Raw genomic sequence first — 21946 nt, 5'->3', positions numbered from 1 at the left:
ACGAGAAGGCTCCTGACCTGCGGTGACGCGGATCGGGGGCCTGTGTCGTCCCCGCTCCACCACCGCGTGCGCTCCGGGCCACCGCGGGCGAGCATGGTCGGGACCTGTCCCGCACCGCAGGAGCGACCATGGCACAGCAGACCCGCACGTACGACGTCGTCGTCCTCGGGGCGGGGGCCGTGGGCGAGAACGCCGCGGACCGCGCCGGGCGCACGGGGCTCAGCGTCGTGGTGGTCGAGGCGGAGCTGGTCGGCGGGGAGTGCTCCTACTGGGCGTGCATGCCGTCCAAGGCGTTGCTGCGGCCGGGGGCCGTCCTCGCGGCGGCCCGGGGCGTGGGCGGTGCGGCGCAGGCCGTCACGGGCGGCGTGGACCCGGCGGCCGTCCTGGCCCGGCGGGACGCCTTCGCCTCCCACTGGGACGACGGCTCCCAGGTGGCGTGGCTGGCGGGCGCGGGGATCGACCTCGTGCGCGGTCACGCGCGGCTGGTCGGTCCGCGGCGCGTCGAGGTGGCGACCGGCGACGGTGCTCTGACGCTGGTGGCGCGGCACGCTGTGGTCGTGGCGACCGGCAGCGAGCCGGTGCTGCCCGACCTGCCGGGCCTGGCCCAGGCCGTGCCGTGGACGAGCCGGGAGGCCACGGCGGTGCACGACGTGCCGGGATCGCTGGTGATCCTCGGCGGTGGGGTGGTCGGCGTGGAGATGGCCACGGCGTACGCGGACCTGGGCGCCGCGGTCACCCTTCTGGTGCGGGGCGACCGGGTGCTCACCGCCGCGGAGCCGTTCGCCGGGCGGGCCGTCGGCGAGGCCCTCGTCGGGCTCGGTGTGGACGTCCGGTACGGGGCGCGCCCCACCGGCGTGACGCGGGACACCGACGGCGTGGTCGTCGAGCTGGCGCGCGTCGGCGACGCTGCCGGTGAGCGCGTGCGCGCCGACGAGCTGCTGGTGGCGACGGGTCGCCGCCCGGCCACGGGGGACCTGGGCCTGGCGACGGTCGGCCTCGAGCCCGGCTCGGCTCTGGTCGTCGACGATGCGCTGCAGGTCACGGGGGTCGATGGCGGCTGGCTGTTCGCGGTGGGCGACGTCACCGGGCGGACGACGACGACGCACCAGGGCAAGTACGACGCACGCGTCGTCGGCGACGTCGTCGCGGCGCGGTTCGGGCCCGGGGGATCCGGCGCCCCCGACGGCGCTGCGCCCTGGTCGGCGACCACCGCGACGGCGGACCACGCCGCCGTGCCGCAGGTGGTGTTCACGCGGCCCGAGGTGGCCTGGGTGGGGCTGACCGAGGCGGCGGCCCTGGTGGCGGGCCACCCGGTGCGCACGGTGCAGGTCGCGCTGCGCTCGGCCGCCGGCGCGGCGCTCGCGGGCGACGACGTCGACGGCACGGTCCAGCTCGTCGTCGACACCGAGCGCGAGGTGCTGCTCGGCGCGACCTTCGTCGGGCCAGAGGTCGCCGAGATGCTGCACGCCGCGACGATCGCCGTCGTCGGGCAGGTGCCGATCGCGCGCCTGTGGCACGCGGTGCCGGCCTACCCGACCACGAGCGAGGTCTGGCTGCGGCTGCTGGAGGCGTACGGCCGGTAGGCCCCCGGCAGCGCGGACGTCACTCGCCCGCGAGCGCGGCGTCCGAGGAGAAGACCAGGCCGAGGGCGATCTGGCCACCGGTCAGCGCCGACTTGGTCAGCGGGCCGCCGGCGTCGAGCGAGACGAACTCGCCGACCTGCAGGCCGTAGACCTCCTCCAGCCCGGGCTGGCAGAAGGTCCGCTCGGGGCACTCCGGCGGGCCGCCCAGCACGATGCCGCCGCACGTCGCGGCCAGCTCGCTCAGGGTCGTCACGCCGTGCTCGTCTGCGAAGGCCGTGGTCACCGCGAACGCGTTCTGGTCCTGCGCCGCGGCCGGCGTGGCGAAGACCAGGCCGACGGCCTCGCCGAGGCCGGTGAGGGCCGCCACCGTCGCGTCGAGGTCCGCGCTGGCCACGGACTCGGCGTCCGCTCCGTTGGCACCCTTGTTGAGGAACTCGGTCAGCGTGCCCACGTACTCGGGCACGATGGTCAGCTCGCCGGACTGCAGCGCCGGGAGGTACGTCTCCCGGTTGCCGATGGTCTGCGTGGAGGCGTCGTACCCCGCCGCGTCCAGCACGCCGGCGTAGAGCTCGGCGAGCGTGGCGCTCTCGGAGAAGTTGCCGGCGCCCACGACGACGGCGCGGCCGGCGCCCACCTGCTCCTGCGTGTCGAGGCCCTGCTCGGCGAGGTAGGCCTGCGCCACGACGGTCGACGTCTGGCGGTCGACGTCGACGGCCTTGTTGAGGGCGATGAGCGCCGGGGTGTCCAGCGTGGCGGAGACGGCGTCGAGGAGGCCGAGGATCGCGTCGTCACCGGCCACCGCGGCGGCGTTGACGGCCGGGACGATGTTGTCGACGGTCTGCAGGCCGAGGTCGTCGGCGAGGACGACGAGCGCGTCGCCCGCGACGGGCTCGCACGCGGCGAGCTCGACGGCGGTCTCGGCCGCGCTGGGCGTGGTGCTGGCGTCGGTGCCGGACGATCCCGGTGCGCCGCACCCGGCGACGAGCAGGCCGAGGCCCGCGAGGGTGGTGAGGACGACGGATGAACGCACGGATCTGCTCCCGGTGTCGGCCGCCGGTTGCGGCACCATGACCATCCGAACCCGGATCGGGCCCCGGGGCAACCCCAGACCCGCGCGCGGAAGGTCACGGTCCGGTCACGGGACGTCCGCGGGACGGACCTCCCGGAGGGCTCAGCCGCGCCGCCCCGCCAGGTGGGCCCGCACCGGGGCCGGCGTCGCGAGCCGCTGGGCCGTCGACAGGAGTACCTCGGCGCCCAGCGCGAGGACCGCCACGAGGAGACCCCCGGCGAGCACCTCGCCGAACCGCCGGGTGCCGAAGCCCACGACGATGAAGGTGCCGAGCCCGCCGCCGCCCACGAGCGCCGCGAGCGGCACCGTCGCGATGACCTGGACCACCGCCGTGCGCAGGCCGGCGGCGATGAGGGGCAGCGCGAGCGGGATCTCCACGAGCGCCAGGGAGCGGCGCCCCGACATGCCCATGCCGCGCGCCGCGTCCCGGGCCGCGGCGTCGACCTGCAGCAGGCCGGAGTGCGCGTGCGTGAGGATCGGCGGGATCGCGAAGATCGCTGCGGCGAGCACGGTGGAGCGGTTGCCGAAGCCGATCGATGTCGAGGCGAAGATCAGCAGCAGCGCGAAGGTGGGCAGCGCGCGCGAGGTGTTGGCCGCCACGACCACGAGCGCGCCCCCGCGGCGCCGGTGGCCCAGCCACACGCCCAGCGGCAGCGCGACGGCCGCCGCGAGCAGCACGGCGACGGCCGACATCCCCAGGTGCTCGCCGACCCGCGCGGTGATGCCCTGCGGCCCGGACCAGTTGAGCGGGTCGTTGAGCCAGGTGACGGCCTCCTCGAGGGCGCTCATCGAGTGGCCGTCCGCGTCCACGGCGTGACGAGACGCCCGCCGAGCCACAGCAGCAGGTCGGCCACCAGGGCGATCGCCAGCGTGAGCAGCGTCGCGGTGAGGATCTCGGCGCGGTAGGAGCTCGCGAAGCCGCGGAACATCAGCTGGCCCAGCCCGCCGTAGCCGATGACCACGCCGATGGTCACCAGGGCCACCGTCGTGACCGTGGCCAGCCGGAGCCCCAGGACGATGCTGGGCAGGGCGTGCGGCAGCTCGACGGTCAGCAGCATCCGCACCGGCCCGTACCCCAGGCCGCGGGCCGCGTCGCGCACCTCGGGGTCGACGCCCTCGAGCCCCACGAGGACCGTCCGCACGAGCACGAGCAGCGCGTACGCGACGAGGCCGATGAGCACCGTGGTGCGGCCGATGCCGGTGTAGGGCGCGAGGATCGCGAACAGCGCGAGCGACGGGATCGTGTAGAGCACCCCGGACACGCCGAGCACCGTGGTGGCAACCTTCGGCCGCCCGTGCGCCAGCACCGCCAGCGGCAGGGCGATGAGCAGTGCGAGGACCACGGCCTCGACCGTCAGGGTCACGTGCTGGCCCAGGGCCTCGAGGATGTCGGCCTGGTTGTCGCGCACGTACGCCCACGACAACCACGGGTTGGGCGGGGCGTCGGTCACGGTGCGGACGCTACCGCCGCCGCCCGGCCGACGCGACGGCTGTCGTGGTCATGATCGACGACGCGCACGAGGGCGGGTGCCCCGGTAGCGTGCAGGCCCATGGGCCACCCCGGGCAGGCGCAGCGGTCCGCGGACCCCGTCATCCGCTACGAGCAGGCCCGCAAGGAGTACCCGGACGGCACGGTCGCCGTCGCCGACCTCGACCTCGACGTGCACGGAGGCGAGCTCATGGTGCTCGTCGGGCCGTCGGGCTGCGGCAAGTCGACGACGCTGCGGATGGCCAACCGGCTGGTCGAGCCCACGTCGGGCCGGGTGCTCGTCGAGGGGCGCGACATCGCCGACGAGGAGCCCGTCGCGCTGCGCCGACGCATGGGCTACGTCATCCAGGACGTGGGGCTCTTCCCGCACCGCACCGTCGGGCAGAACGTCGGGACGGTGCCCGCGCTGCTCGGCTGGGACCGCGAGCGCACGCGCCGGCGCACCGCCGAGCTGCTCGAGCTCGTGGGCCTTGACCCCGCCGTCGTCACGCGCCGCTACCCCCACCAGCTCTCCGGGGGCGAGCGGCAGCGGGTCGGGGTGGCCCGCGCGCTGGCGGCGGACCCTCCCGTGCTGCTCATGGACGAGCCGTTCGGCGCCGTGGACCCCGCGGGAAGGCGGCGCCTGCAGGAGGAGTTCTGGCGCATCCAGCGCGAGCTGGGCACCACAGTGATGTTCGTCACGCACGACGTCGACGAGGCCGTGCGGCTGGGGGACCGGATCGCCGTGTTCAGCCGCGGCGGTCACCTCGAGCAGCTGTCCGACGCCGTCGAGCTGCTCGCGCGCCCGGCCAACGCGACGGTCGCCGACCTCGTGGGGCGCGGGCGTGCCGTGCGCCTGCTGGCGATCGGTGAGCTCGAGGCGGTCGACCTCCTGCCGGGCGCCGGCGCGCCCGCCGGCGCCCCGGCGGCGCCCGGCGGCGCGGGCGGAGCGGTCCCGGAGCTGGCGCCGGCCGAGCCGCTCCGGCTCGGCAGCCGGCTCGACGACGCCCTCGCCGCGCTCGCAGCCTCCGGGGGGCGACCCGTCCCCGTCACGGGGCCGGACCGCGCCGTCGTCGGGCACCTCACGGCCGACGCGCTCCTCGCCGCGCTGCGCCGGACCACCGCCTCAGCCGACGTCCTCTGAGAGGCCCACCGTGCCCGTCGCCCTCGTCACCGGAGCGTCCTCCGGGATCGGCCTGCACACCGCGCTGCTGCTCGCCGAGCGCGGCTGGACCGTGCACGCCGTCGCGCGCCGCGTCGAGCGGATGGCTCCGCTCGCCGAGCGGGGCATCGACGCGTTCGCCATGGACGTGACCGACGACGCGTCGATGGTCGCCGGGGTCGCGCGCGTGCTGGAGCGCTCCGGCCACGTCGACGTGCTCGTCAACAACGCCGGCTACGGCTCCTACGGGGCGCTCGAGGACGTGCCGATGGACGAGGCCAGGGCGCAGCTCGAGGTCAACGTCATCGGCCTCGCCCGGCTCACCCAGCTGCTGCTGCCCTCGATGCGGGCGCGCGGCGCGGGCCGGGTCATCAACATCTCGTCGATCGGCGCGACCTTCTGGGAGCCGCTGGGCGCGTGGTACCACGCCACGAAGTTCGCGGTCGAGGGCCTGAGCGACAGCCTGCGGGTCGAGCTCGCGCCGTTCGGGATCGACGTCGTCCTCGTCCAGCCGGGGCCCATCCGCACCGAGTGGAACGCCATCGCGCGGGACAACCTCGTGCGACGCTCGGCCGGCACGGCCTACGCCTCCCAGGCCGCGAGCGTCGCCCGGATGATGGCGTCGGCGGACCGGCCGGGCGCCGGCTCACCACCGGAGGTGGTCGCCCGCACCATCGTGCGGGCCGCGACCGCCGCCCGGCCCCGTACGCGCTACCCGTCGGGGCGCGGCGCCGCGACGCTCATGGTGGCGGTGCGGCTGCTCCCGGACCGCGTCGTCGACGCGATCGTCGCGCGGAGCTACCTGCGCTGACCGAGCGGACCGTCCGGGCTCGCGGCGAGCCGGGCCACCGCCGCGGCGACCTCGGCCTCGGTGAGCACGCCGTCGCGCTGCAGCGCCGTCAGCGCCGTCAGGGCGGCCAGGGCGTTGCCGTCGGGTGCCGTGGCGGAGCCCGCAGGTGCGTCCGTCGGCCCGCCGGAGGACGCGCCCGCCACGGAGCGCGGGGTGACGTACCACGCCGTGACCCCGGCCGTCAGGGCGCCGACCACGCTGATCCCGACGAGCATGAGCCCCGCGGCGACCGTGCGACCCGGGCCCGTGACGGGGTAGAGGTCGCCGTAGCCCACGGTCGTCACGGTCGTCATCGCCCACCACAGGGCGTCGGGGAACGAGGCGATGAGCGCCCCGGGTGCGTCCTGCTCGGCGTCGAGCACGGCCAACGACCCGATGGTGATGAGCACCACCACGCTGAGCAGCACGGCCTGCCCGGTGCGCACCAGGCCGCCCCGGCGCGTCAGCAGGGCGTGGCCGGCGGTGAAGATGCGCAGCACCCGCAGCGGGCGCAGCATCGGCAGGAGCACGGTCAGCACGTCGATCGGGTTGCGGACGACGTAGCGCCAGCGGTGCTCGGCGAGCGCGATCCGCACGGTCATGTCGAGGGCGAAGAGCAACCAGATGACGAGGTTCGCGAGCCGTAGCCGTGCCGCGGTCTCCGCCGGCAGGTCGGCCCACACGACGGGTACGCCGTACACGACGAAGAAGGCGACGGCGAGGGTGGTCATCAGGGCGGAGGTGCGCGCCTCGTAGCGGTCGAGTCTCACGTCAGCGATCGTCCCGAGTCGCGGGGCCGGGCGCCACCCGCCGAGCCGGTGGCGTCTAGTCTGAGCAGGTGAGAATCGCCCTGGCCACCTGCGCCGCCCTGCCCGAGCTCGACGCCGACGACACCCCGCTCCTCGCCGCCCTCGCCGAGCGTGGCGCCGACGTCGCGGCCGTCGTGTGGGACGACGCATCCGTCGACTGGTCGTCCTTCGACCTCGTCGTGGTCCGCTCCACCTGGGACTACGCCCAGCGGCGCCCGGAGTTCCTGGCGTGGGCCGCGGCTGTCAGCGAGGTGACCCGGCTGGTCAACCCGCTGCCCGTCATCCGGTGGAACACGGACAAGCACTACCTGCGCGAGCTCGAGCAGGCCGGCGTCCCGGTGGTCCCGACCATCTGGCTCGAGCCCGAGCGTCACCTGTCCTCGCGCGCGCTGCACACACGGTTCCCCGCCGGCGGCGAGTTCGTCATCAAGCCGGCCGTCTCCGCCGGGTCCGTGGACACCGGTCGGTACACGGCCATCGACGCGAACTCGCGCGGCCTGGCCATCGGCCACGCCAAGCGCCTGCTCGGGGCCGAGCGCACCGTCATGGTGCAGCGCTACCTCACCAGCGTCGACACGGTCGGTGAGCGCGCGCACATCTTCATCGCGGGCGAGTACTCGCACAGCGTGCTCAAGGGCGCCATGCTCGACGGTCCCGACGTGGGCGTCGACGGCGTCTACAAGGAGGAGCGGATGAGCGCGATCACCGCGTCGGAGGCGGAGCTGGACACGGCCCGCCAGGTCATCCGCACCGCGCGCACGCTGCTCACGGACTCGGCCGGCGGTGGCGAGGTGGCCCCCGAGCCCTTCCTCTACGCCCGCGTGGACCTCGTCAGCGACGAGCACGACAACCCGGTGCTCATGGAGCTCGAGATGGTCGAGCCGTCGCTCTTCACGTCCCTGGGCTCCGGGGCGCTGGACCGGTTCGCGGACGCGATCGTCGCCCGCGCGCGGTAGGCGGGGGGCTCCGGTCCGGACCGCCCGTCAGGACCGGGTAGACTTCTCGCCGGTCCAGGGCATGCCCCGGACCGTGGTGGCTATAGCTCAGTTGGTAGAGCACCTGGTTGTGGTCCAGGGGGTCGCGGGTTCAAGTCCCGTTAGCCACCCCAGTGCTGGTGCGGGCCGTGCGAGCCCCGGTCCGACGGCTCGCTGGCCGTGCGGGCTCAGCGCGCGAGGCGCACCCGCGCCGAGGTCGACAGGACCTGCGCGGCGATCTTCTTGGCCGTGGCCGAGTCCGGTCCGGGCTGGCCGACCATGACGGCCTGGCGGTAGTACCGCAGCTCGTCGATGCTCTCCAGGATGTCGGCCAGCGCGCGGTGGCCGCCGCCCTTCTCCGGCGAGGCGAAGTAGGCCCGCGGGTACCACCGGCGGGCGAGCTCCTTGATCGAGGAGACGTCGATGATCCGGTAGTGCAGGTGGCCGACGAGCCCCGGCATGTCCCGCTCGAGGAACGCCTTGTCCGTGCCGACCGAGTTGCCGGCCAGCGGCGCGCGACCGACCTCGGGAACCCACTCCTGCAGGTGCGCCAGGACGAGCTCCTGGGCGTCGTCCATCGACATCCCGCCGGGCAGCTCCTCGAGCAGGCCCGACGTCGTGTGCATGGTGCGCACGAAGGGGTCCATCTGCTCGAGCGCCTCGTCCGGCGGGGTGATGATGACGTCGATGCCGTCGTCGAGCACCGTGAGCTCCGAGTCGGTGACCACGGCGGCGACCTCGATGAGGGCGTCGCGGGCCAGGTCGAGGCCGGTCATCTCGCAGTCGATCCAGACGATCCGGTCGGTCGGGCTAGGGGCTGGGCTCACGCGGTCATGCTACGGGGTCAGCCCGGTCCGGCCCCGTGGCGCGGCAGCCGTCCGGCGAGCCACCCGGCCGCCAGGACGACGACGGCGGACGCCAGGCCGCCGAGCGCCGCGGCCCACGAGGGACCGCCGGCCCAGGCCATGACGCCGCCGACGGCCAGCGCGGCGACGGTCGCGAGCACGGCGTGCTCCCACCAGGTGCGGGCGGTCGGCGCAGGGTCGGTCGGCGCGCCGCGGGTCTGCCCGGCATCCTCCGGCGGTGGCGCGGCGTGCCGGCCCATCAGCGCCCGTCCTCCCGCTCGCTCATGGGCCCATGGTGACAGAGCAGGTGGCCCTGGGCTGCGGGCCGGTGGTCCGCCTGCGATCATCGAGCGATGCCCTCGCCCCGCCCCGCGCAGCCCGGGGACAGCGCCCCGTGGCGGGACGCGCTGCGGATCCGGGCGGCGGAGCACGGCGCGGTCGCCGTCGGCCTGGCGCTCGTGGTGCTCGGCGTCGCCGGGTTCGTCGGCGTGCTCGACGCGGTCCGCGAGGCGGACGACCTCGCCGTGCTCGACGACCCGGTCCTTGCCTGGCTGGTCGGCCTGCGCAGCCCGGGGATGACGGCGTTCCTCACCGTGGTCACCACGGTGGCCGGCCCGGTGGTGCTGCCGGTGCTGGTGCTCCTCGGCTCGCTGGCCTGGGGGCTGTGGCGCCGGGACTGGTGGCAGGCCGCCGTGCTGGCGATCTCGATGGTGGCCGCCTCGCTCGTCTCCGTCGCGGCCAAGGCCGTCGTCGCGCGCCCCCGGCCCCCGGCGGACTCCATGGTGGTGCCGGGGCTGGAGACCACGTACTCCTTCCCCTCCGGTCACACCATCGGCGCCGCGACCTTCCTGCTCGTCCTCGGCTACCTGCTGTGGGTGCGTCGGCCGACGGTGCCCTCGCTGCTCGGCTGGGGTCTCACGGTCGCGACGGGCGTGGGGCTCGTGGCCCTGAGCAGGCTGTACCTCGGGTACCACTTCGTCACGGACGTCGTGGCGTCGATGGCGCTCGCGCTCGCGGTGCTCGGGGTGGTCGTGGTGCTGGACCGGCGGCGGGCCGCGCGGGCGGCGCGGGCTGTCACGACGGCTGACGGCTGACGGCTGGGGTGGTCGGCCCCGACCACCACGGCGCCCCCGGCAGGATTCGAACCTGCGACCTGCGGATTAGAAGTCCGATGCTCTATCCACTGAGCTACGGGGGCGGGTCGTGAGGGTCTGTGTCGGGACTTCCCCAGGGACAACGGTAGGGAGACTCTCCGACGGTCCGCACGCCGGGGAAAGGCTACGCCGTCGGTGATCGTGGTGGCAGCAGGCTTGACGTCAAGGAGGGTGCCCGTGCCGCGACGGCAGACCGGGTGGAGGATGGTCACAGTCCGCGCCCGGCGACCTGCGGACGTCCGAAGGAGTCGCCACAGCCATGAGCTCCTGCTCCAGCCCGCACCAGGAGGCACCGTGAAGCTCCTCCTCACGTCCGGCGGCGTCACGAACCCGAGCATCCACGCGGCGCTCGTGCAGCTTCTCGGCAAACCGATCGCCGAGTGCCACGCCCTCTGCGTCCCGACAGCACAGTGGGGCCACCCGATGTGCGGCCCGACATCGGTGCGAGGCCTCGTCGCCGCCGAGCCCGGGTGGCAGCACCTGTCCGGCCTGGGTTGGGCATCGCTCGGCGTCCTCGAGCTCACCGCGCTGCCCACCATCGGCGCGGAGCGATGGGTCCCCTGGGTCCGGGAGGCCGACGTGCTCCTGGTCGACGGCGGCGACGCGACGTACCTGTGCCACTGGATGCGAGCGTCCGGGCTGGTCGACCTGCTGCCGTCGCTGCCCGAGACGGTCTGGGTGGGAGTGAGCGCCGGAAGCATGGTCATGACGCCCCGGATCGGGACGTCCTTCGTCGAGTGGGCGTCCGCGCCGGACGACCGCACGCTGGGAGTCGTCGACTTCTCGATCTTCCCGCACCTCGACGCCTTCCCGCAGAACACCCTGGCCGACGCAGAGCGGTGGGCCGCCGACATCGGGGTCCCGGCCTACGCCATCGACGAGCAGACGGCCATCAGTGTCGTCGACGGCTCCGTCGAGGTGATCTCCGAAGGGCACTGGACGACCTTCGGGACACAGCCGCCCGGCACGTCGTGACGCCGGCTCGCGATCCTGTCGGCCAGGACGGTCCCCGAGAGCGGTGTGATGATGGGGCGATGTCGACCTTCTCCCACACGAAGGAGTTCGAAGGCGCCACCTTCGTCAAGGCGAGCTTCAAGGGCGCCACCCTCCGGTTCTCCGACGTCAGCGGGGTGACGATGCGCGGCGTCGATGTGGACGGGCTCGACATCGACAGCCACGACCTGTTCTTCGGCAGCCTCGTCGTCAACGGGGTCGACGTGGTGCCGCTCGTGGATGCCGAGCTCAACCGGCAGTTCCCGGGCCGCGAGCTGCAGAGGGCGCAGACGCCCGAAGGCCTGCGCGAGGGCTGGGTCGCTGTGCAGGCCGCGTGGCAGACGACGGTGGCGGGCACGCCGCGGGACCTGGTCGACGCCCACGTCGAGGGCGAGTGGTCCTTGGCCCAGACCCTGCGGCACCTCATCCTGGCGACCGACGCCTGGCTCCGCGGCGGGATCTGGCGGATGGAGCAGCCGTTCCACGAGATCGGCCAGATCTTCACCGGTGCCGAGGAGATGGGCTTCGACATGTCGATCTTCCGCGTGGACCCGCCGGTCTACGAGGAGATCCTTGCGGTGCGTGCCGAGCGACAGCGGCTGGTGACCGACGTCCTGGCCACGGCCACGGCGGAGCTGCTCGCGCAGGAGCGTGAGGACCCGTGGGGTGGCGGTGACTGGCGTCCCAGCGTCGGTGACTGCCTGCGCGTGATCCTGGAGGAGGAGTGGGCGCACCTGCGCTACATCCGACGGGACCTGGCTCGTCTGCGTTAGCCGCACGGAGCGCGACCGTGCTGGCTCGGTCCGGCCGACGTACCGCGGTCGTCGTCATGGACGCCGAGTCACGGTGGACGGCTACCGGGTCGAACCGCTCGGTGCTGGGACCTGGGACGCGTTCGCGGACCTGGCGGAGCGGCACAACGGCGTGTGGGGCGGATGCTGGTGCACGTGGTTCCACCTGTGCCCGGACCGCAAGGACGAGCGCAGGGCCCTCGGGCACCGCGAGTTCAAGCACCGGCTCGTCGAGCAGGGCCGCACCCCGCGGCGCTCGTGCTCGACGGCGGCGTCGCGATCGCCCGGGCCCCGTACGGGACCGTCGAAGGGCTGCCCAACCGTCACCGCCGCGAGGAGTGGGAGCAGGGCTTCGTGCGCCGACCGCAGTCCCTTGATCCGACGAGGCAAAGTTGCAGGTCAGGATGATCTCCCCGGGCTGAGCCGCTTCCTGGACGTCCGACGGGGGCAGGGCCGGACCAGCGTGGTGGCCTGTGCGGCGCGCGTGTTTGGATCGGGCCCGCGCGCACGGGAGGATGACCCGGTGACCCCCGCGCCCTCGACCGCCCCGACCGGGGTCGGCGGCACCGCACGGGCGGCGGACCGGCCCACGGCCAAGGCCTCCCTGCTCGACGCCGTCGCCGATCTCCGCCGCGACGTCGAGGCCACGCGCTTCCCGCTGGCGCTGGACGGTGTGGAGGCGGCCCGTGGGCGGCGGCGCCAGCTGCTCGACCAGCTCGACGACCACCTGCTGCCACGGCTGCGCGAGCTGTCCGCCCCCGCGATGGTGGTCGTCGCCGGCTCGACCGGCGCGGGCAAGTCCACCATCGTCAACTCGCTGCTCGGCGAGGAGGTGTCCGCTGCCGGGGTGCTGCGGCCCACCACGCGGCGGCCCGTGCTCGTGCACCACCCCGACGACGCCGAGCTGCTCGCCGAGCACCCGCTGCTGGCGATCGTCGACGTCGTCGCCCGGCCCGGCGTGCCGCGCGGCATCGCGGTGATCGACGCGCCGGACCTCGACTCCCTGCTCGCGACCAACCGGAGCACCGCCCACCGCCTGCTCGAGGCGGCCGACCTGTGGGTGTTCGTCACGACGGCCGCCCGGTACGGCGACGCGCTGCCGTGGGAGGTGCTCGACCGGGCGACGGCCCGCGGCACCTCGATGGCGATGGTGCTCAACCGGGCGCCGGCCGAGGCCCTCATCGAGGTCCGGACCGATCTGCTGGGCCGGCTGCGGGGCAAGGGCATGTCGGCCGTCCCGCTCTTCCTCGTGCCGGACGCGGGACCGCACGAGGGCCTGCTCGAGGCGAGGGCCGTCGCACCGATCCTGCGCTGGCTGACCATGGTCGCCGGGCCGGACCGCGCGCGTTCCGTCATCGCGCGCACGCAGCGCGGGTCGCTCGCGGCACTGCGGCCCTGGGTCGACGAGCTCGCCGAGGTCGTGCAGGCTCAGGTGGACGCCCGCATCGCCCTGGCGGCCGACGTGGAGCGCGCCGTGGCGGGCCCGGCAGAGCGCGCGCGTGCCGCCGTGCTCGCGGGCGCCGTCGCGGACGGCCCCGTGCGGACCCGGTGGACGGCATTGTCCGGCCGCTCGGGTGCGCTGGGTGGCGGCTGGTCCGGGCGTCGCGGGCAGGCCGAGCGGGTCGCCGCGCTGGCCACGGTCGCCGAGGAGCTGGGTCAGGCGTCGCGCGTGGCGCTGTCCGCCGCGCGGCGTGCCGGTGAGCTCGCGGTGCGGCGCGCCCTGGACGAGTCCGACGCGCCGGGTGCCGCAGGTCTGCGGGGCGCGGTCGAGCAGGCCGGCGCAGCGGGCGCCACGACGCCGGACGCCAGCTCCGCCGCATGGCTCGCCGCGGCGGAGCAGCACGTCGAGGAGCTCGCCGCGGGGCGGGGAGCCGCCGCGGAGGATCGTGCGCTGGCGCGGCAGGCCGCACGCCTGGTCCGCGCCGCCGGGACCGCGGGTGCCGGGACGGTGGTCGCCGCGGCCGCCGTAGGGCTCGGCTCGGCGCGGGTGCTCCTCGAGCAGGCACTGGGGGGTCCCGGTGCGCAGGCGCTCGCGGCGACCGTCGCGCAGGACCTCGCCCACCGGGCGCACGAGCAGGCGGCGGCAGGTGCGCAGCCCGTGCGCGCGACGCTGGCCTCCGACCATCTCGCCGCCGACGCAGCGTCCCGGCTGCGGCTGCGGCTCGCCGTCCTCAAGGGGCTCACATGACCGACACCGCGGCACCCGGTGTGCTGACCCAGGCGCTGGTCCGCCGGGCGCGCGCGCTCGAGGGCGCCCTGGGGACGGGTGGCGCGCGCGTGCCGCCCGAGGTGGCCGCGTCCGCCCGGACGGTGCTCGCCGGGGTGCGCGAGCGGCTGACGCTCGGGGTGGACCACACGGTCGTCGCGCTGGTCGGCGGCACGGGCTCGGGCAAGTCGAGCGTGTTCAACGCGCTGACCGGACTGGACTTCGCCGACGTCGGCGTACGCAGGCCGACGACCTCGCGCGTCACGGCGTGCGTCTGGGCGCACGACGCCTCCGCCCTCCTGGACTGGCTCGACGTCGCGCACGACCGCCGCATCGAGCGCGAGAGCGCGCTGGACGGCGAGTCGCAGGCCGACCTGCGCGGCCTGGTGCTGCTCGACCTGCCGGACCACGACTCCGTGGAGCCCGAGCACCGCGAGGTCGTGGATCGGCTCCTCCCGCTGGTGGACCTGCTCGTGTGGGTGGTCGACCCCCAGAAGTACGCCGACGACGCCCTGCACAGCGGGTACCTGCGCCACCTCGTGGGTCACGAGGGGGCGATGCTCGTGCTGCTCAACCAGGTGGACACCGTGCCGGACGGCGCGCGGACCGGCCTGCTCGAGGACGTCGCGCGCCTGCTGCGCGAGGACGGCCTCGTGGACGTCGGGACGCATGCGATCTCGGCCCGCACGGGCGAGGGCGTGCTCGACGTGCGCCACGTGCTGGCGGGCGCCGTCGCCGGGAGGGGTCTGGCCGAGGTCCGGGCGACGGCGGAGCTCGACGACGCGGCCCGGGCGCTGGCCGCGGCCGTCGGACCGGCCGAGCCGGAGCTGCCGGTCGCGCTCGCGGTCGATGCGCTCGCCGAGGCCGCCGGGCTGCCGGGCATGGTCGCGGCCGTGGCGGCCGCCGCAGGGACGGGTGGGGAGGCCGGCGCCGTGACGGGCCTCGGGCCCGTGCAGGGTGACCGTGCCGCCCTGGTGCGAGCCGCCTGGCTCGAGCAGGTCGCCACCGACCTCCCGGAGCGCTGGGCCGTCGCACTGGCCGCGGCCGTCGGCGACGACGACGCGCTGGTCGCGGCCCTCGACGAGCGCCTCGCCGCCGTGCCGCTGCCCCGGGGGGGCGTCCGTGCCGCGCGCGTGGTGCGCGCCGGCGGCCTCGCGCTCGGGGTGCTCGCGCTGGCCGCCGCCGCGTTCGCGGTCGTGGCGTCGGTGGGCGCGGGTGGCTGGGCCGACGGCGCCGTCGCCCCGACCGTCGCCGCGGGGGCGCTCGCCGCGCTGGCCGCCGGGACGCTCGTGGTGGGGCGTGCGCTGGGCAGGGCCGCGGCGCGCCGCAGGGCCGCCGCGCTGGACGCTGCGGGACGGGCCGCGGTGGCGGAGTCCGTCGAGGCGGTGCTGGCCGCGCCCAGCCGGGCCCTGCTGGCGGAGCACCGCGCGGTGCGGCTCGCCGTGGCACGGCCGGGCGACGTCCATCCACCGGTCCCCCCCGCGGAGCCGGCGCCCACAGCCTGACCGTCCCTCCCACCCGGCGAGCGCCGTCGCGGCGCACGATCGGGGAGGCCGGACGAGCCGGCCCGTGCGCGAGGAGGAACGATGAACAACGCCCTGATGGTCACCGTGGTCGGCTGGGCGGCGAGCACGCCGCGCGAGGTGGTCGGCGGCGACCGCGCCCCGTACACGAGCTTCCGGCTGGCGACGACGTCGCGGTACTTCGACGCCCGGCTGGGCACCTGGGCGGACGGCCGGACCGAGTGGTTCACCGTCAAGGCGTTCCGCGACGTCGCCTTCAACGTCGCGGCCTCCGTGCGCAAGGGCGACCCGCTGGTGGTGCACGGCCGGATGCGCAGCGAGGAGTGGGCCGGCGAGCAGGGCCCGCGCACCACCCTGGTGCTGGAGGCCTCCGCGCTGGGTCACGACCTCACGCGCGGCACCGCGCGGTTCGCCAGGACCATCCGCACCGCCGACGCCGCCCCGGGCGAGGACCGCGGCGGTGACGCCGTGGTGCAGCAGGCCGATGGCGCTGCAGCCGGCGACGCGGTGGGCGAGGCCCCGCCCGCCGACCCGTGGGCGACGGACGCCGCCGTCGTCCCGGCGGACGCCGAGCCGGTCGACCTCGAGCCTGCCGACCTTGAGCCCGTCGACCTCGAGCCGGTGGGCGCGCGCGGCCGGTGACGCCGTAGGCTGGGCGGCCGGACCGCCGGGGACCGGCACCCAGCGCCCCGGACCGACGACCCCAGGAGCAGACCCGATCGTGGCTGAGTTCATCTACACCATGTACAAGGCGCGCAAGGCGCACGGCGACAAGGTGATCCTCGACGACGTCACCATGAGCTTCTACCCCGGTGCCAAGATCGGCGTCGTCGGGCCCAACGGGGCCGGCAAGTCCACGATCCTCAAGATCATGGCCGGGCTGGACCAGCCTTCCAACGGCGAGGCCCGGCTCTCGCCGGGCTACACCGTCGGCATCCTGCTGCAGGAGCCGCCGCTCAACGACGCCAAGACGGTGCTGGGCAACGTCGAGGAGGGTGTAGCCGAGATCAAGGCCAAGCTCGACCGGTTCAACGAGATCTCCGCACTCATGGCGGACCCGGACGCCGACTTCGACACGCTGCTGGCCGAGATGGGTGACCTCCAGGAGGCCCTGGACCACGCCAACGCGTGGGACCTCGACGCGCAGCTCGAGCAGGCGATGGACGCGCTGCGCTGCCCGCCGCCGGACGCCGACGTGTCGGTGCTCTCCGGCGGCGAGCGGCGCCGCGTCGCGCTGTGCAAGCTGCTGCTCGAGAAGCCCGATCTCCTGCTGCTCGACGAGCCGACCAACCACCTGGACGCCGAGAGCGTGCTGTGGCTCGAGCAGCACCTGTCCCAGTACGCCGGGGCCGTCCTGGCTGTGACCCACGACCGGTACTTCCTCGACCATGTCGCCGAGTGGATCGCCGAGGTCGACCGCGGGCGCCTGTACCCCTACGAGGGCAACTACTCGACCTACCTGGAGAAGAAGGGCCAGCGGCTCGAGGTCCAGGGCAAGAAGGACCTCAAGCTCGCCAAGCGGCTCAAGGACGAGCTCGAGTGGGTGCGCTCCTCGGCCAAGGGTCGCCAGACCAAGTCGCGCGCGCGCCTGGCCCGCTACGAGGAGATGGCCGCAGAGGCGGACCGCACGCGCAAGCTGGACTTCGAGGAGATCCAGATCCCGCCGGGCCCGCGCCTGGGCAGCGTCGTCATCGAGGCCGCGAACCTCAACAAGGGCTTCGACGGACGCACGCTCATCGACGGCCTGTCGTTCACGCTGCCGCGCAACGGCATCGTGGGCGTCATCGGGCCCAACGGGGTCGGCAAGACGACGCTGTTCAAGACGATCGTCGGCCTGGAGCAGCTCGACTCGGGCACGCTGCGCATCGGCGACACCGTGCAGCTGTCCTACGTCGACCAGTCCCGCGGGGGCATCGACCCGGCCAAGACGCTGTGGGAGGTCGTCTCCGACGGGCTCGACTTCATCAAGGTCGGGCATGTCGAGATGCCGTCGCGCGCCTATGTCGCGGCGTTCGGCTTCAAGGGCCCGGACCAGCAGAAGCCCGCCGGCGTGCTGTCGGGCGGTGAGCGCAACCGCCTCAACCTGGCCCTGACGCTCAAGCAGGGCGGCAACGTGCTGCTGCTCGACGAGCCCACCAACGACCTCGACGTCGAGACCCTCGGCTCGCTGGAGAACGCCCTGCTGGAGTTCCCGGGCTGCGCCGTCGTCGTGTCGCACGACCGGTGGTTCCTCGACCGGGTGGCGACGCACATCCTCGCCTACGAGGGCACGGAGGAGGACCCGGCCCGCTGGTACTGGTTCGAGGGCAACTTCGAGTCCTACGAGGCCAACAAGGTCGAGCGACTGGGCGCCGATGCTGCCCGGCCGCACCGGGTCACGTACCGCAAGCTGACGCGCGACTGACCGTAGGCTGCCGGGTGTGAGCCAGAGCCCGCACGAGGAGGACCTCGGCGCTGCCCTGGCAGCGTTGCGCGCCGCGCTGGTCGAGCTGCGACTGCCGCTTGACCTGCCCGGGGCCGCGGACGGCCGGCACGAGGCGGCGCGGCTGGTCGCGCACCTCGACGACTACCTGCTGCCGCGCGTGCGCCAGCAGGGCGCCCCGCTGCTCGCCGTCGTCGGCGGGTCCACCGGGGCGGGCAAGTCCACGCTGGTCAACGCGCTGGTCGGCGCGCCGGTCAGCGCGGCGGGCGTGCTGCGCCCCACCACGCGTTCGCCGGTGCTGGTGCACCACCCGGACGACGCCGCGTGGTTCACCAGCGACCGGGTGCTGCCGGGCCTGGCGCGGTGGTCGGCCGGCGGCGCCGGCTCGATCGCGGGGACGCCGCAGGCCGACGACGACGCGCACAGCCTGCGGCTCGTGTCGCACCCCTCGGTGCCGCGCGGGCTGGCCCTGCTCGACGCGCCCGACATCGACTCCGTGGTCACCCAGAACCGCGAGCTCGGGGCGCAGCTGCTCGGCGCGGCCGACCTGTGGGTGTTCGTCACCACGGCCGCCCGGTACGCCGACGCCGTGCCGTGGGACCTGCTCGCCGAGGCCGCCGCCCGCCGCGCCGTCGTCGCCATCGTGCTGGACCGGGTCGACCCGGGGGCGCGCACCGCGGTGACCACCCACCTCGGGGCGATGCTCACCGAGCGGGGCCTCGCCGACGCCCGCCTCTTCGCCGTCGCCGAGAGCGCGCTCGTCGACGGCCTGCTGCCCCGTGCGGCCGTCGCGGACCTCGACGCGTGGCTGCACGCGGTGGTCGGCGACGCCGCGACGCGCGAACGGGTGGTGCGGCGCACGGTCCGCGGCGCGGTCGCGGACCTCGTGGCCAGGACCCCGGCGCTCGCGGGAGCCGCCGACGCCCAGGTGGCGCACGCCGAGGGCCTGCGCGGCACCGTCCGCACCGCCTACGCCCAGGCGGGCGCGCAGGTCACCGCCGCGACGTCCGACGGCACGATGCTGCGCGGCGAGGTGCTGGCCCGCTGGCAGGAGTTCGTCGGCACCGGTGAGCTGCTGCGCGCCGTCGAGACCACGGTGAGCACGTGGCGCGACAGGGTCGGCGCGGCCCTGCGCGGGCGGCCGGCGCCCGAGCCGGTGACGGCCGCGATCGGTCACGGGCTGGTGGACGTCGTGGCCGACGCGGCGGACCGCGCGACCGAGCACGTGGATGCGGCGTGGCGCGCGGACCCCGCGGGACTGGCGCTCGTCGACGGGTTGCGGCTCTCGCGCTCCTCGGCGGACCTGCGGGGGCGGATCGCCGAGCAGGTGCGCGGCTGGCAGGCCGGCGTGCTGGAGCTCGTCGGCACCGAGGGGGCCGGCAAGCGCACCACGGCCCGCGCGCTGTCGTTCGGCGTCAACGGCATGGGCGCGGCGCTCATGGTGGCGATCTTCGCCCACACCGGGGGACTGACCACGGCCGAGGTCGGGGTGGCCGGCGGCACCGCCGTGCTGGCCCAGCGCCTGCTCGAGGCGGTCTTCGGTGACGACGCCGTCCGCCGGCTGACCCGCACGGCGCAGGAGGACCTCGCGGCGAGGATCGGCCGGCTGCTCGAGCAGGAGCAGGCGCGCTGGACCACGCTCGTCGACGCCCTCGACCTGCCGCGTGGCGGCCAGTCCCTGCGGACCGCCACCGCAGCGGTGGCGCGGGCCGTCGGAGCGGACCTGCCGGACGAGGAGCTGCCGGGCGCGCCGACACCGCGGCCCGAGCCGACCGAGCGGCTGCCCTGGTGGCGACGATGGCTGGGCTGAGCGTCGCGGAGCGCCTCGAGGCGCTGGCCGAGGCCGTGGGGGCCGGGCGCGACGCGCTGCCCGCCGAGGTGCTCGAGCGCGCCCGGCTCGTGGAGGAGCGCGCCGGTCACCGGCTGCGGCTGTCGGAGCGCCACACCGTCGTCGCGCTCGCCGGGGCCACGGGGTCGGGGAAGTCCTCGCTGGTCAACGCGCTGGTCGGGCAAGCCGTCGCGACCGTCGACGTGCTGCGCCCGACGACCTCCCAGGCGCTCGCCGTGGTGCAGGGGGCTGAGGGGTCCGGGCCGCTGCTCGACTGGCTGGGGGTGCGCGAGCGTGTCGGGCCGGCCGGGCGGCCTGGCGACGGTGCGGCGGGGGGGCTGCGCATGCCGGGCGTTCCCGGTGTGCCGGGGGCTCCTGGGACGGCGGGGGTACCGCTGGGTGGTGGCGACCCCGGCGAGGGCCTCGTGCTCCTCGACCTGCCGGACCACGACTCGGTGCGCACCGAGCACCGGCTCGAGGCCGAGCGCCTCGTCGCGCTCGTGGACCTCATGGTCTGGGTGCTCGACCCGCAGAAGTACGCCGACGCCGCGGTGCACGAGCGCTACCTGCGCCCGCTCGCCCACCACGGGGACGTCATGCTCGTGGTGCTCAACCAGGTGGACCGGCTCACCGCGGCGGACCGCGTCGCGGCCATGGCCGACCTGCGCCGGCTGCTGGCTGCCGACGGGCTGGCCGGGGTGCCCGTGCTCGCGGTCAGCGCCGTGGACGGCGAGGGGGTCGACGCTCTGCGGACCGCCCTGCGTGACGCGGCCAGCAGGCGCGTGGCTGCGCGGTCGCGGATCGAGGCCGACGTCGTCGAGGTGGCCGGCCTCGTCGCCGACCTGTGCACGCTGCCCGGCGGGGCCGGTCCGTCCGGCCGCGGCGCCGCACGGGCCCAGGCCGCCCGCGGTCGCACCCGCGCGGCGATGACCTCCGAGCTGGTCGACGCGTTCGCCGAGGCCGCCGGGGTGCCGGTGGTCGTCGAGGCGGTGCGCGGCTCGACCGTGCTCGCGGCCCGGCGGGCGACCGGCTGGCCACCCACCCGGTGGCTGTCCCGCCTGCGGGCCGACCCGCTGCGCACCCTCCACCTCGCGGCGGCCGGGTCCCGGGCGGGTCGCGACGCCCGCCCGGCGACGGTCGAGGTGACCCGCACGTCGCTTCCGCCGGCCGGGCCGGCCCAGGTGGCCCGCGCCCGCGCGGCGCTGCGCGCCTACACCGACGCCGCGACAGCCGAGGCCCCGGACGCGTGGGTGCTGCTGGCCCGCGCCGCCGTCGACGCGCCGGACGACGGCGTCGCGGGTCGCGAGCCCGCGGACGCAGCGGACACCGCGGCGCCTCGTCCGCTGGCGCGCGAGTCGCTCGCGGCGGTGCTGGACCGAGCCGTCGCCGGGGCCGAGATCACGGTGCGCCGGCCCCGGTGGTGGGGCGTCGTCGGCGCGCTCCAGTGGCTGGTGCTGGCCGTCGCGCTCGGCGGGCTGGCCTGGCTCGGCGCCCTCGCGGCGCTCGAGGCGCTCGCGCTGCCCGCACCGACGCCGCCGAGCTGGGGACAGGTCCCCGCGCCGACGCTGGCCCTGCTCGGCGGGGTGGTGCTCGGCCTGGTGCTCGCCGGGGTCGCGCGCCTCGTGGCGCGGGCCGGCGCCCGGCGCGGGGCGCGGCGGGCCGCGGCCGGTCTGCGGGCCGCCGTGGCGGCGGTCGCCGAGCGCACGGTCGTCGCACCCGTGGACGAGGTGCTCGGGCGCCTGGCGCGGTGCCGCGCCGCCGCCGAGCGCGCGGCGACCCCCCGGGCCGCGACCGGTGGGACCAGGGGGCGCCGGTGACCCGCCTGCCCGTGCCCGTGCCCCTGCGCTGGGCCGACCTCGACGCCTACGGCCACGTCAACAACGTCGCCATGCTGCGGCTCCTCGAGGAGGCGCGGATCGCGGCGTTCTGGCGCCATCCCGAGGAGCAGGACGAGCCCTGGCCCACGGCCGTGCTCGACGGCGGGCCGGGCGCGGCCACGCACACCTTCGTCGCGAGCACCGAGATCGAGTACCTGCTGGCCCTGGGCTACCACCGCGAGCCGGTGACGGTCGAGATGTGGCTGGGCCACCTCGGCGGCGCGAGCATCGACGTCTGCTACCAGCTCACCACCGGGGCCGGGTCCGAGCGCCTCGTCTACGTCCAGGCGCGCACCACGCTGGTGCTCGTGGACGCCGCGAGCGGGCGACCACGGCGGATCACCCCGGAGGAGCGGGCCGTGTGGTTGCCGTACCTCGAGGTGCCGGTCGCGATGCGTCGCCGGCCGTCCTGA

General features: G+C 75.5%; 20 protein-coding genes and 2 tRNA genes. 15 read left to right on the top strand and 7 right to left on the bottom strand.

Going from position 1 to position 21946, the window contains the following annotated elements; translation table 11 throughout:
- The first annotated feature begins 128 nt into the window (after positions 1–128).
- Positions 129–1583, top strand: coding sequence for a dihydrolipoyl dehydrogenase family protein (locus tag PKY62_RS00160; RefSeq protein WP_324533626.1), 1455 nt, complete (start codon positions 129–131; stop codon positions 1581–1583).
- A gap of 19 nt (positions 1584–1602) precedes the next feature.
- Here the strand turns inward: PKY62_RS00160 and PKY62_RS00155 are convergent, their stop codons facing one another.
- From PKY62_RS00155 to PKY62_RS00145, 3 genes are all read right to left on the bottom strand, one after another.
- On the bottom strand, positions 1603–2613 hold the full coding sequence (locus tag PKY62_RS00155) for a glycine betaine ABC transporter substrate-binding protein (protein WP_324533624.1): 1011 nt from the start codon (positions 2611–2613) through the stop codon (positions 1603–1605).
- Between the two features lie 141 nt (positions 2614–2754).
- Positions 2755–3462 (bottom strand): ABC transporter permease, encoded by a 708-nt coding sequence (locus tag PKY62_RS00150; protein ID WP_324533622.1) that lies wholly within the window; start codon positions 3460–3462, stop codon positions 2755–2757.
- Positions 3438–4103 carry an ABC transporter permease gene (locus PKY62_RS00145; protein WP_324533620.1) on the bottom strand — a complete coding sequence of 222 codons (666 nt, stop codon included), beginning with the start codon at positions 4101–4103 and terminating at the stop codon, positions 3438–3440. Before PKY62_RS00145 ends, PKY62_RS00150 begins: the two co-directional genes overlap by 25 nt.
- A gap of 99 nt (positions 4104–4202) precedes the next feature.
- Between PKY62_RS00145 and PKY62_RS00140 the strand changes: the two genes are divergently transcribed.
- On the top strand, positions 4203–5264 hold the full coding sequence (locus tag PKY62_RS00140) for an ABC transporter ATP-binding protein (protein ID WP_324533618.1): 1062 nt from the start codon (positions 4203–4205) through the stop codon (positions 5262–5264).
- Between the two features lie 10 nt (positions 5265–5274).
- Complete coding sequence (locus tag PKY62_RS00135) at positions 5275–6093, top strand: oxidoreductase (protein ID WP_324533616.1); 819 nt, start codon at positions 5275–5277, stop codon at positions 6091–6093.
- Here PKY62_RS00135 and PKY62_RS00130 read toward each other — a convergent pair.
- A complete protein-coding gene (locus PKY62_RS00130; protein WP_324533614.1) occupies positions 6081–6881 on the bottom strand; it encodes a potassium channel family protein in 801 nt (266 codons plus the stop codon). The genes PKY62_RS00135 and PKY62_RS00130 overlap by 13 nt on opposite strands.
- 68 nt (positions 6882–6949) lie before the next feature.
- Here PKY62_RS00130 and PKY62_RS00125 point away from each other — a divergent pair, with 68 nt between their 5' ends.
- A complete protein-coding gene (locus tag PKY62_RS00125) occupies positions 6950–7876 on the top strand; it encodes an ATP-grasp domain-containing protein (RefSeq protein WP_324533612.1) in 927 nt (308 codons plus the stop codon).
- A gap of 76 nt (positions 7877–7952) precedes the next feature.
- Positions 7953–8028: transfer RNA gene (locus PKY62_RS00120), tRNA-His, on the top strand.
- A 54-nt stretch (positions 8029–8082) separates the two neighbouring features.
- On the opposite strand, the gene orn is transcribed toward PKY62_RS00120, so the two are convergent.
- Positions 8083–8721, bottom strand: coding sequence for an oligoribonuclease (gene orn / locus PKY62_RS00115; RefSeq protein ID WP_324533610.1), 639 nt, complete (start codon positions 8719–8721; stop codon positions 8083–8085).
- A gap of 17 nt (positions 8722–8738) precedes the next feature.
- Entirely contained in the window at positions 8739–8999 is a 261-nt protein-coding gene (locus PKY62_RS00110) for a hypothetical protein (RefSeq protein WP_324533608.1), read from the bottom strand.
- Positions 9000–9092: 93 nt separating this feature from the next.
- Here PKY62_RS00110 and PKY62_RS00105 point away from each other — a divergent pair, with 93 nt between their 5' ends.
- Complete coding sequence (locus PKY62_RS00105; protein ID WP_324533606.1) at positions 9093–9833, top strand: phosphatase PAP2 family protein; 741 nt, start codon at positions 9093–9095, stop codon at positions 9831–9833.
- A 31-nt stretch (positions 9834–9864) separates the two neighbouring features.
- On the opposite strand, the gene PKY62_RS00100 is transcribed toward PKY62_RS00105, so the two are convergent.
- Positions 9865–9937 (bottom strand) — tRNA-Arg (locus tag PKY62_RS00100).
- Between the two features lie 250 nt (positions 9938–10187).
- On the opposite strand from PKY62_RS00100, the gene PKY62_RS00095 reads away from it, so the two are divergent.
- The 9 genes from PKY62_RS00095 to PKY62_RS00055 all read left to right on the top strand — a co-directional run bounded on the left by PKY62_RS00095 (position 10188) and on the right by PKY62_RS00055 (position 21946).
- On the top strand, positions 10188–10868 hold the full coding sequence (locus PKY62_RS00095; RefSeq protein WP_324533604.1) for a Type 1 glutamine amidotransferase-like domain-containing protein: 681 nt from the start codon (positions 10188–10190) through the stop codon (positions 10866–10868).
- Positions 10869–10927: 59 nt separating this feature from the next.
- Positions 10928–11659 (top strand): DinB family protein, encoded by a 732-nt coding sequence (locus tag PKY62_RS00090; protein ID WP_324533602.1) that lies wholly within the window; start codon positions 10928–10930, stop codon positions 11657–11659.
- A 541-nt stretch (positions 11660–12200) separates the two neighbouring features.
- The gene (locus PKY62_RS00085; RefSeq protein WP_324533599.1) at positions 12201–13865 is read left to right on the top strand and encodes a dynamin family protein; all 1665 of its coding nucleotides are present in this window, start codon (positions 12201–12203) and stop codon (positions 13863–13865) included.
- On the top strand, positions 13862–15388 hold the full coding sequence (locus PKY62_RS00080; protein ID WP_324533597.1) for a GTPase: 1527 nt from the start codon (positions 13862–13864) through the stop codon (positions 15386–15388). The genes PKY62_RS00085 and PKY62_RS00080 overlap by 4 nt, the downstream gene beginning before the upstream one ends.
- Positions 15389–15469: 81 nt before the next feature.
- A complete protein-coding gene (locus tag PKY62_RS00075) occupies positions 15470–16048 on the top strand; it encodes a single-stranded DNA-binding protein (RefSeq protein WP_324533595.1) in 579 nt (192 codons plus the stop codon).
- 79 nt (positions 16049–16127) lie between these two features.
- The gene (ettA, locus tag PKY62_RS00070) at positions 16128–17810 is read left to right on the top strand and encodes an energy-dependent translational throttle protein EttA (protein ID WP_324533593.1); all 1683 of its coding nucleotides are present in this window, start codon (positions 16128–16130) and stop codon (positions 17808–17810) included.
- A 16-nt stretch (positions 17811–17826) separates the two neighbouring features.
- On the top strand, positions 17827–19638 hold the full coding sequence (locus PKY62_RS00065; protein WP_324533591.1) for a dynamin family protein: 1812 nt from the start codon (positions 17827–17829) through the stop codon (positions 19636–19638).
- Positions 19626–21473, top strand: coding sequence for a GTPase (locus PKY62_RS00060; RefSeq protein WP_324533589.1), 1848 nt, complete (start codon positions 19626–19628; stop codon positions 21471–21473). The genes PKY62_RS00065 and PKY62_RS00060 overlap by 13 nt, the downstream gene beginning before the upstream one ends.
- Complete coding sequence (locus PKY62_RS00055) at positions 21470–21946, top strand: acyl-CoA thioesterase (RefSeq protein WP_324533587.1); 477 nt, start codon at positions 21470–21472, stop codon at positions 21944–21946. Before PKY62_RS00060 ends, PKY62_RS00055 begins: the two co-directional genes overlap by 4 nt.

Source organism: Actinotalea sp. (assembly GCF_035443605.1).
GTDB lineage: Bacteria > Actinomycetota > Actinomycetes > Actinomycetales > Cellulomonadaceae > Actinotalea.
Note: the sequence above shows the minus strand (reverse complement) of the source record. Positions and strands in the feature narration are given on the sequence as shown.

Excerpts from the sequence above, each read along its gene's own strand:
- PKY62_RS00110 (WP_324533608.1), bottom strand. The coding sequence starts at position 8,999 with ATGGGCCGGCACGCCGCGCCACCGCCGGAGGATGCCGGGCAGACCCGC.
- PKY62_RS00140 (WP_324533618.1), top strand. The coding sequence starts at position 4,203 with ATGGGCCACCCCGGGCAGGCGCAGCGGTCCGCGGACCCCGTCATCCGC.
- PKY62_RS00060 (WP_324533589.1), top strand. The coding sequence starts at position 19,626 with ATGGCTGGGCTGAGCGTCGCGGAGCGCCTCGAGGCGCTGGCCGAGGCC.
- PKY62_RS00080 (WP_324533597.1), top strand. The coding sequence starts at position 13,862 with ATGACCGACACCGCGGCACCCGGTGTGCTGACCCAGGCGCTGGTCCGC.
- PKY62_RS00090 (WP_324533602.1), top strand. The coding sequence starts at position 10,928 with ATGTCGACCTTCTCCCACACGAAGGAGTTCGAAGGCGCCACCTTCGTC.
- PKY62_RS00160 (WP_324533626.1), top strand. The coding sequence starts at position 129 with ATGGCACAGCAGACCCGCACGTACGACGTCGTCGTCCTCGGGGCGGGG.
- PKY62_RS00105 (WP_324533606.1), top strand. The coding sequence starts at position 9,093 with ATGCCCTCGCCCCGCCCCGCGCAGCCCGGGGACAGCGCCCCGTGGCGG.
- PKY62_RS00075 (WP_324533595.1), top strand. The coding sequence starts at position 15,470 with ATGAACAACGCCCTGATGGTCACCGTGGTCGGCTGGGCGGCGAGCACG.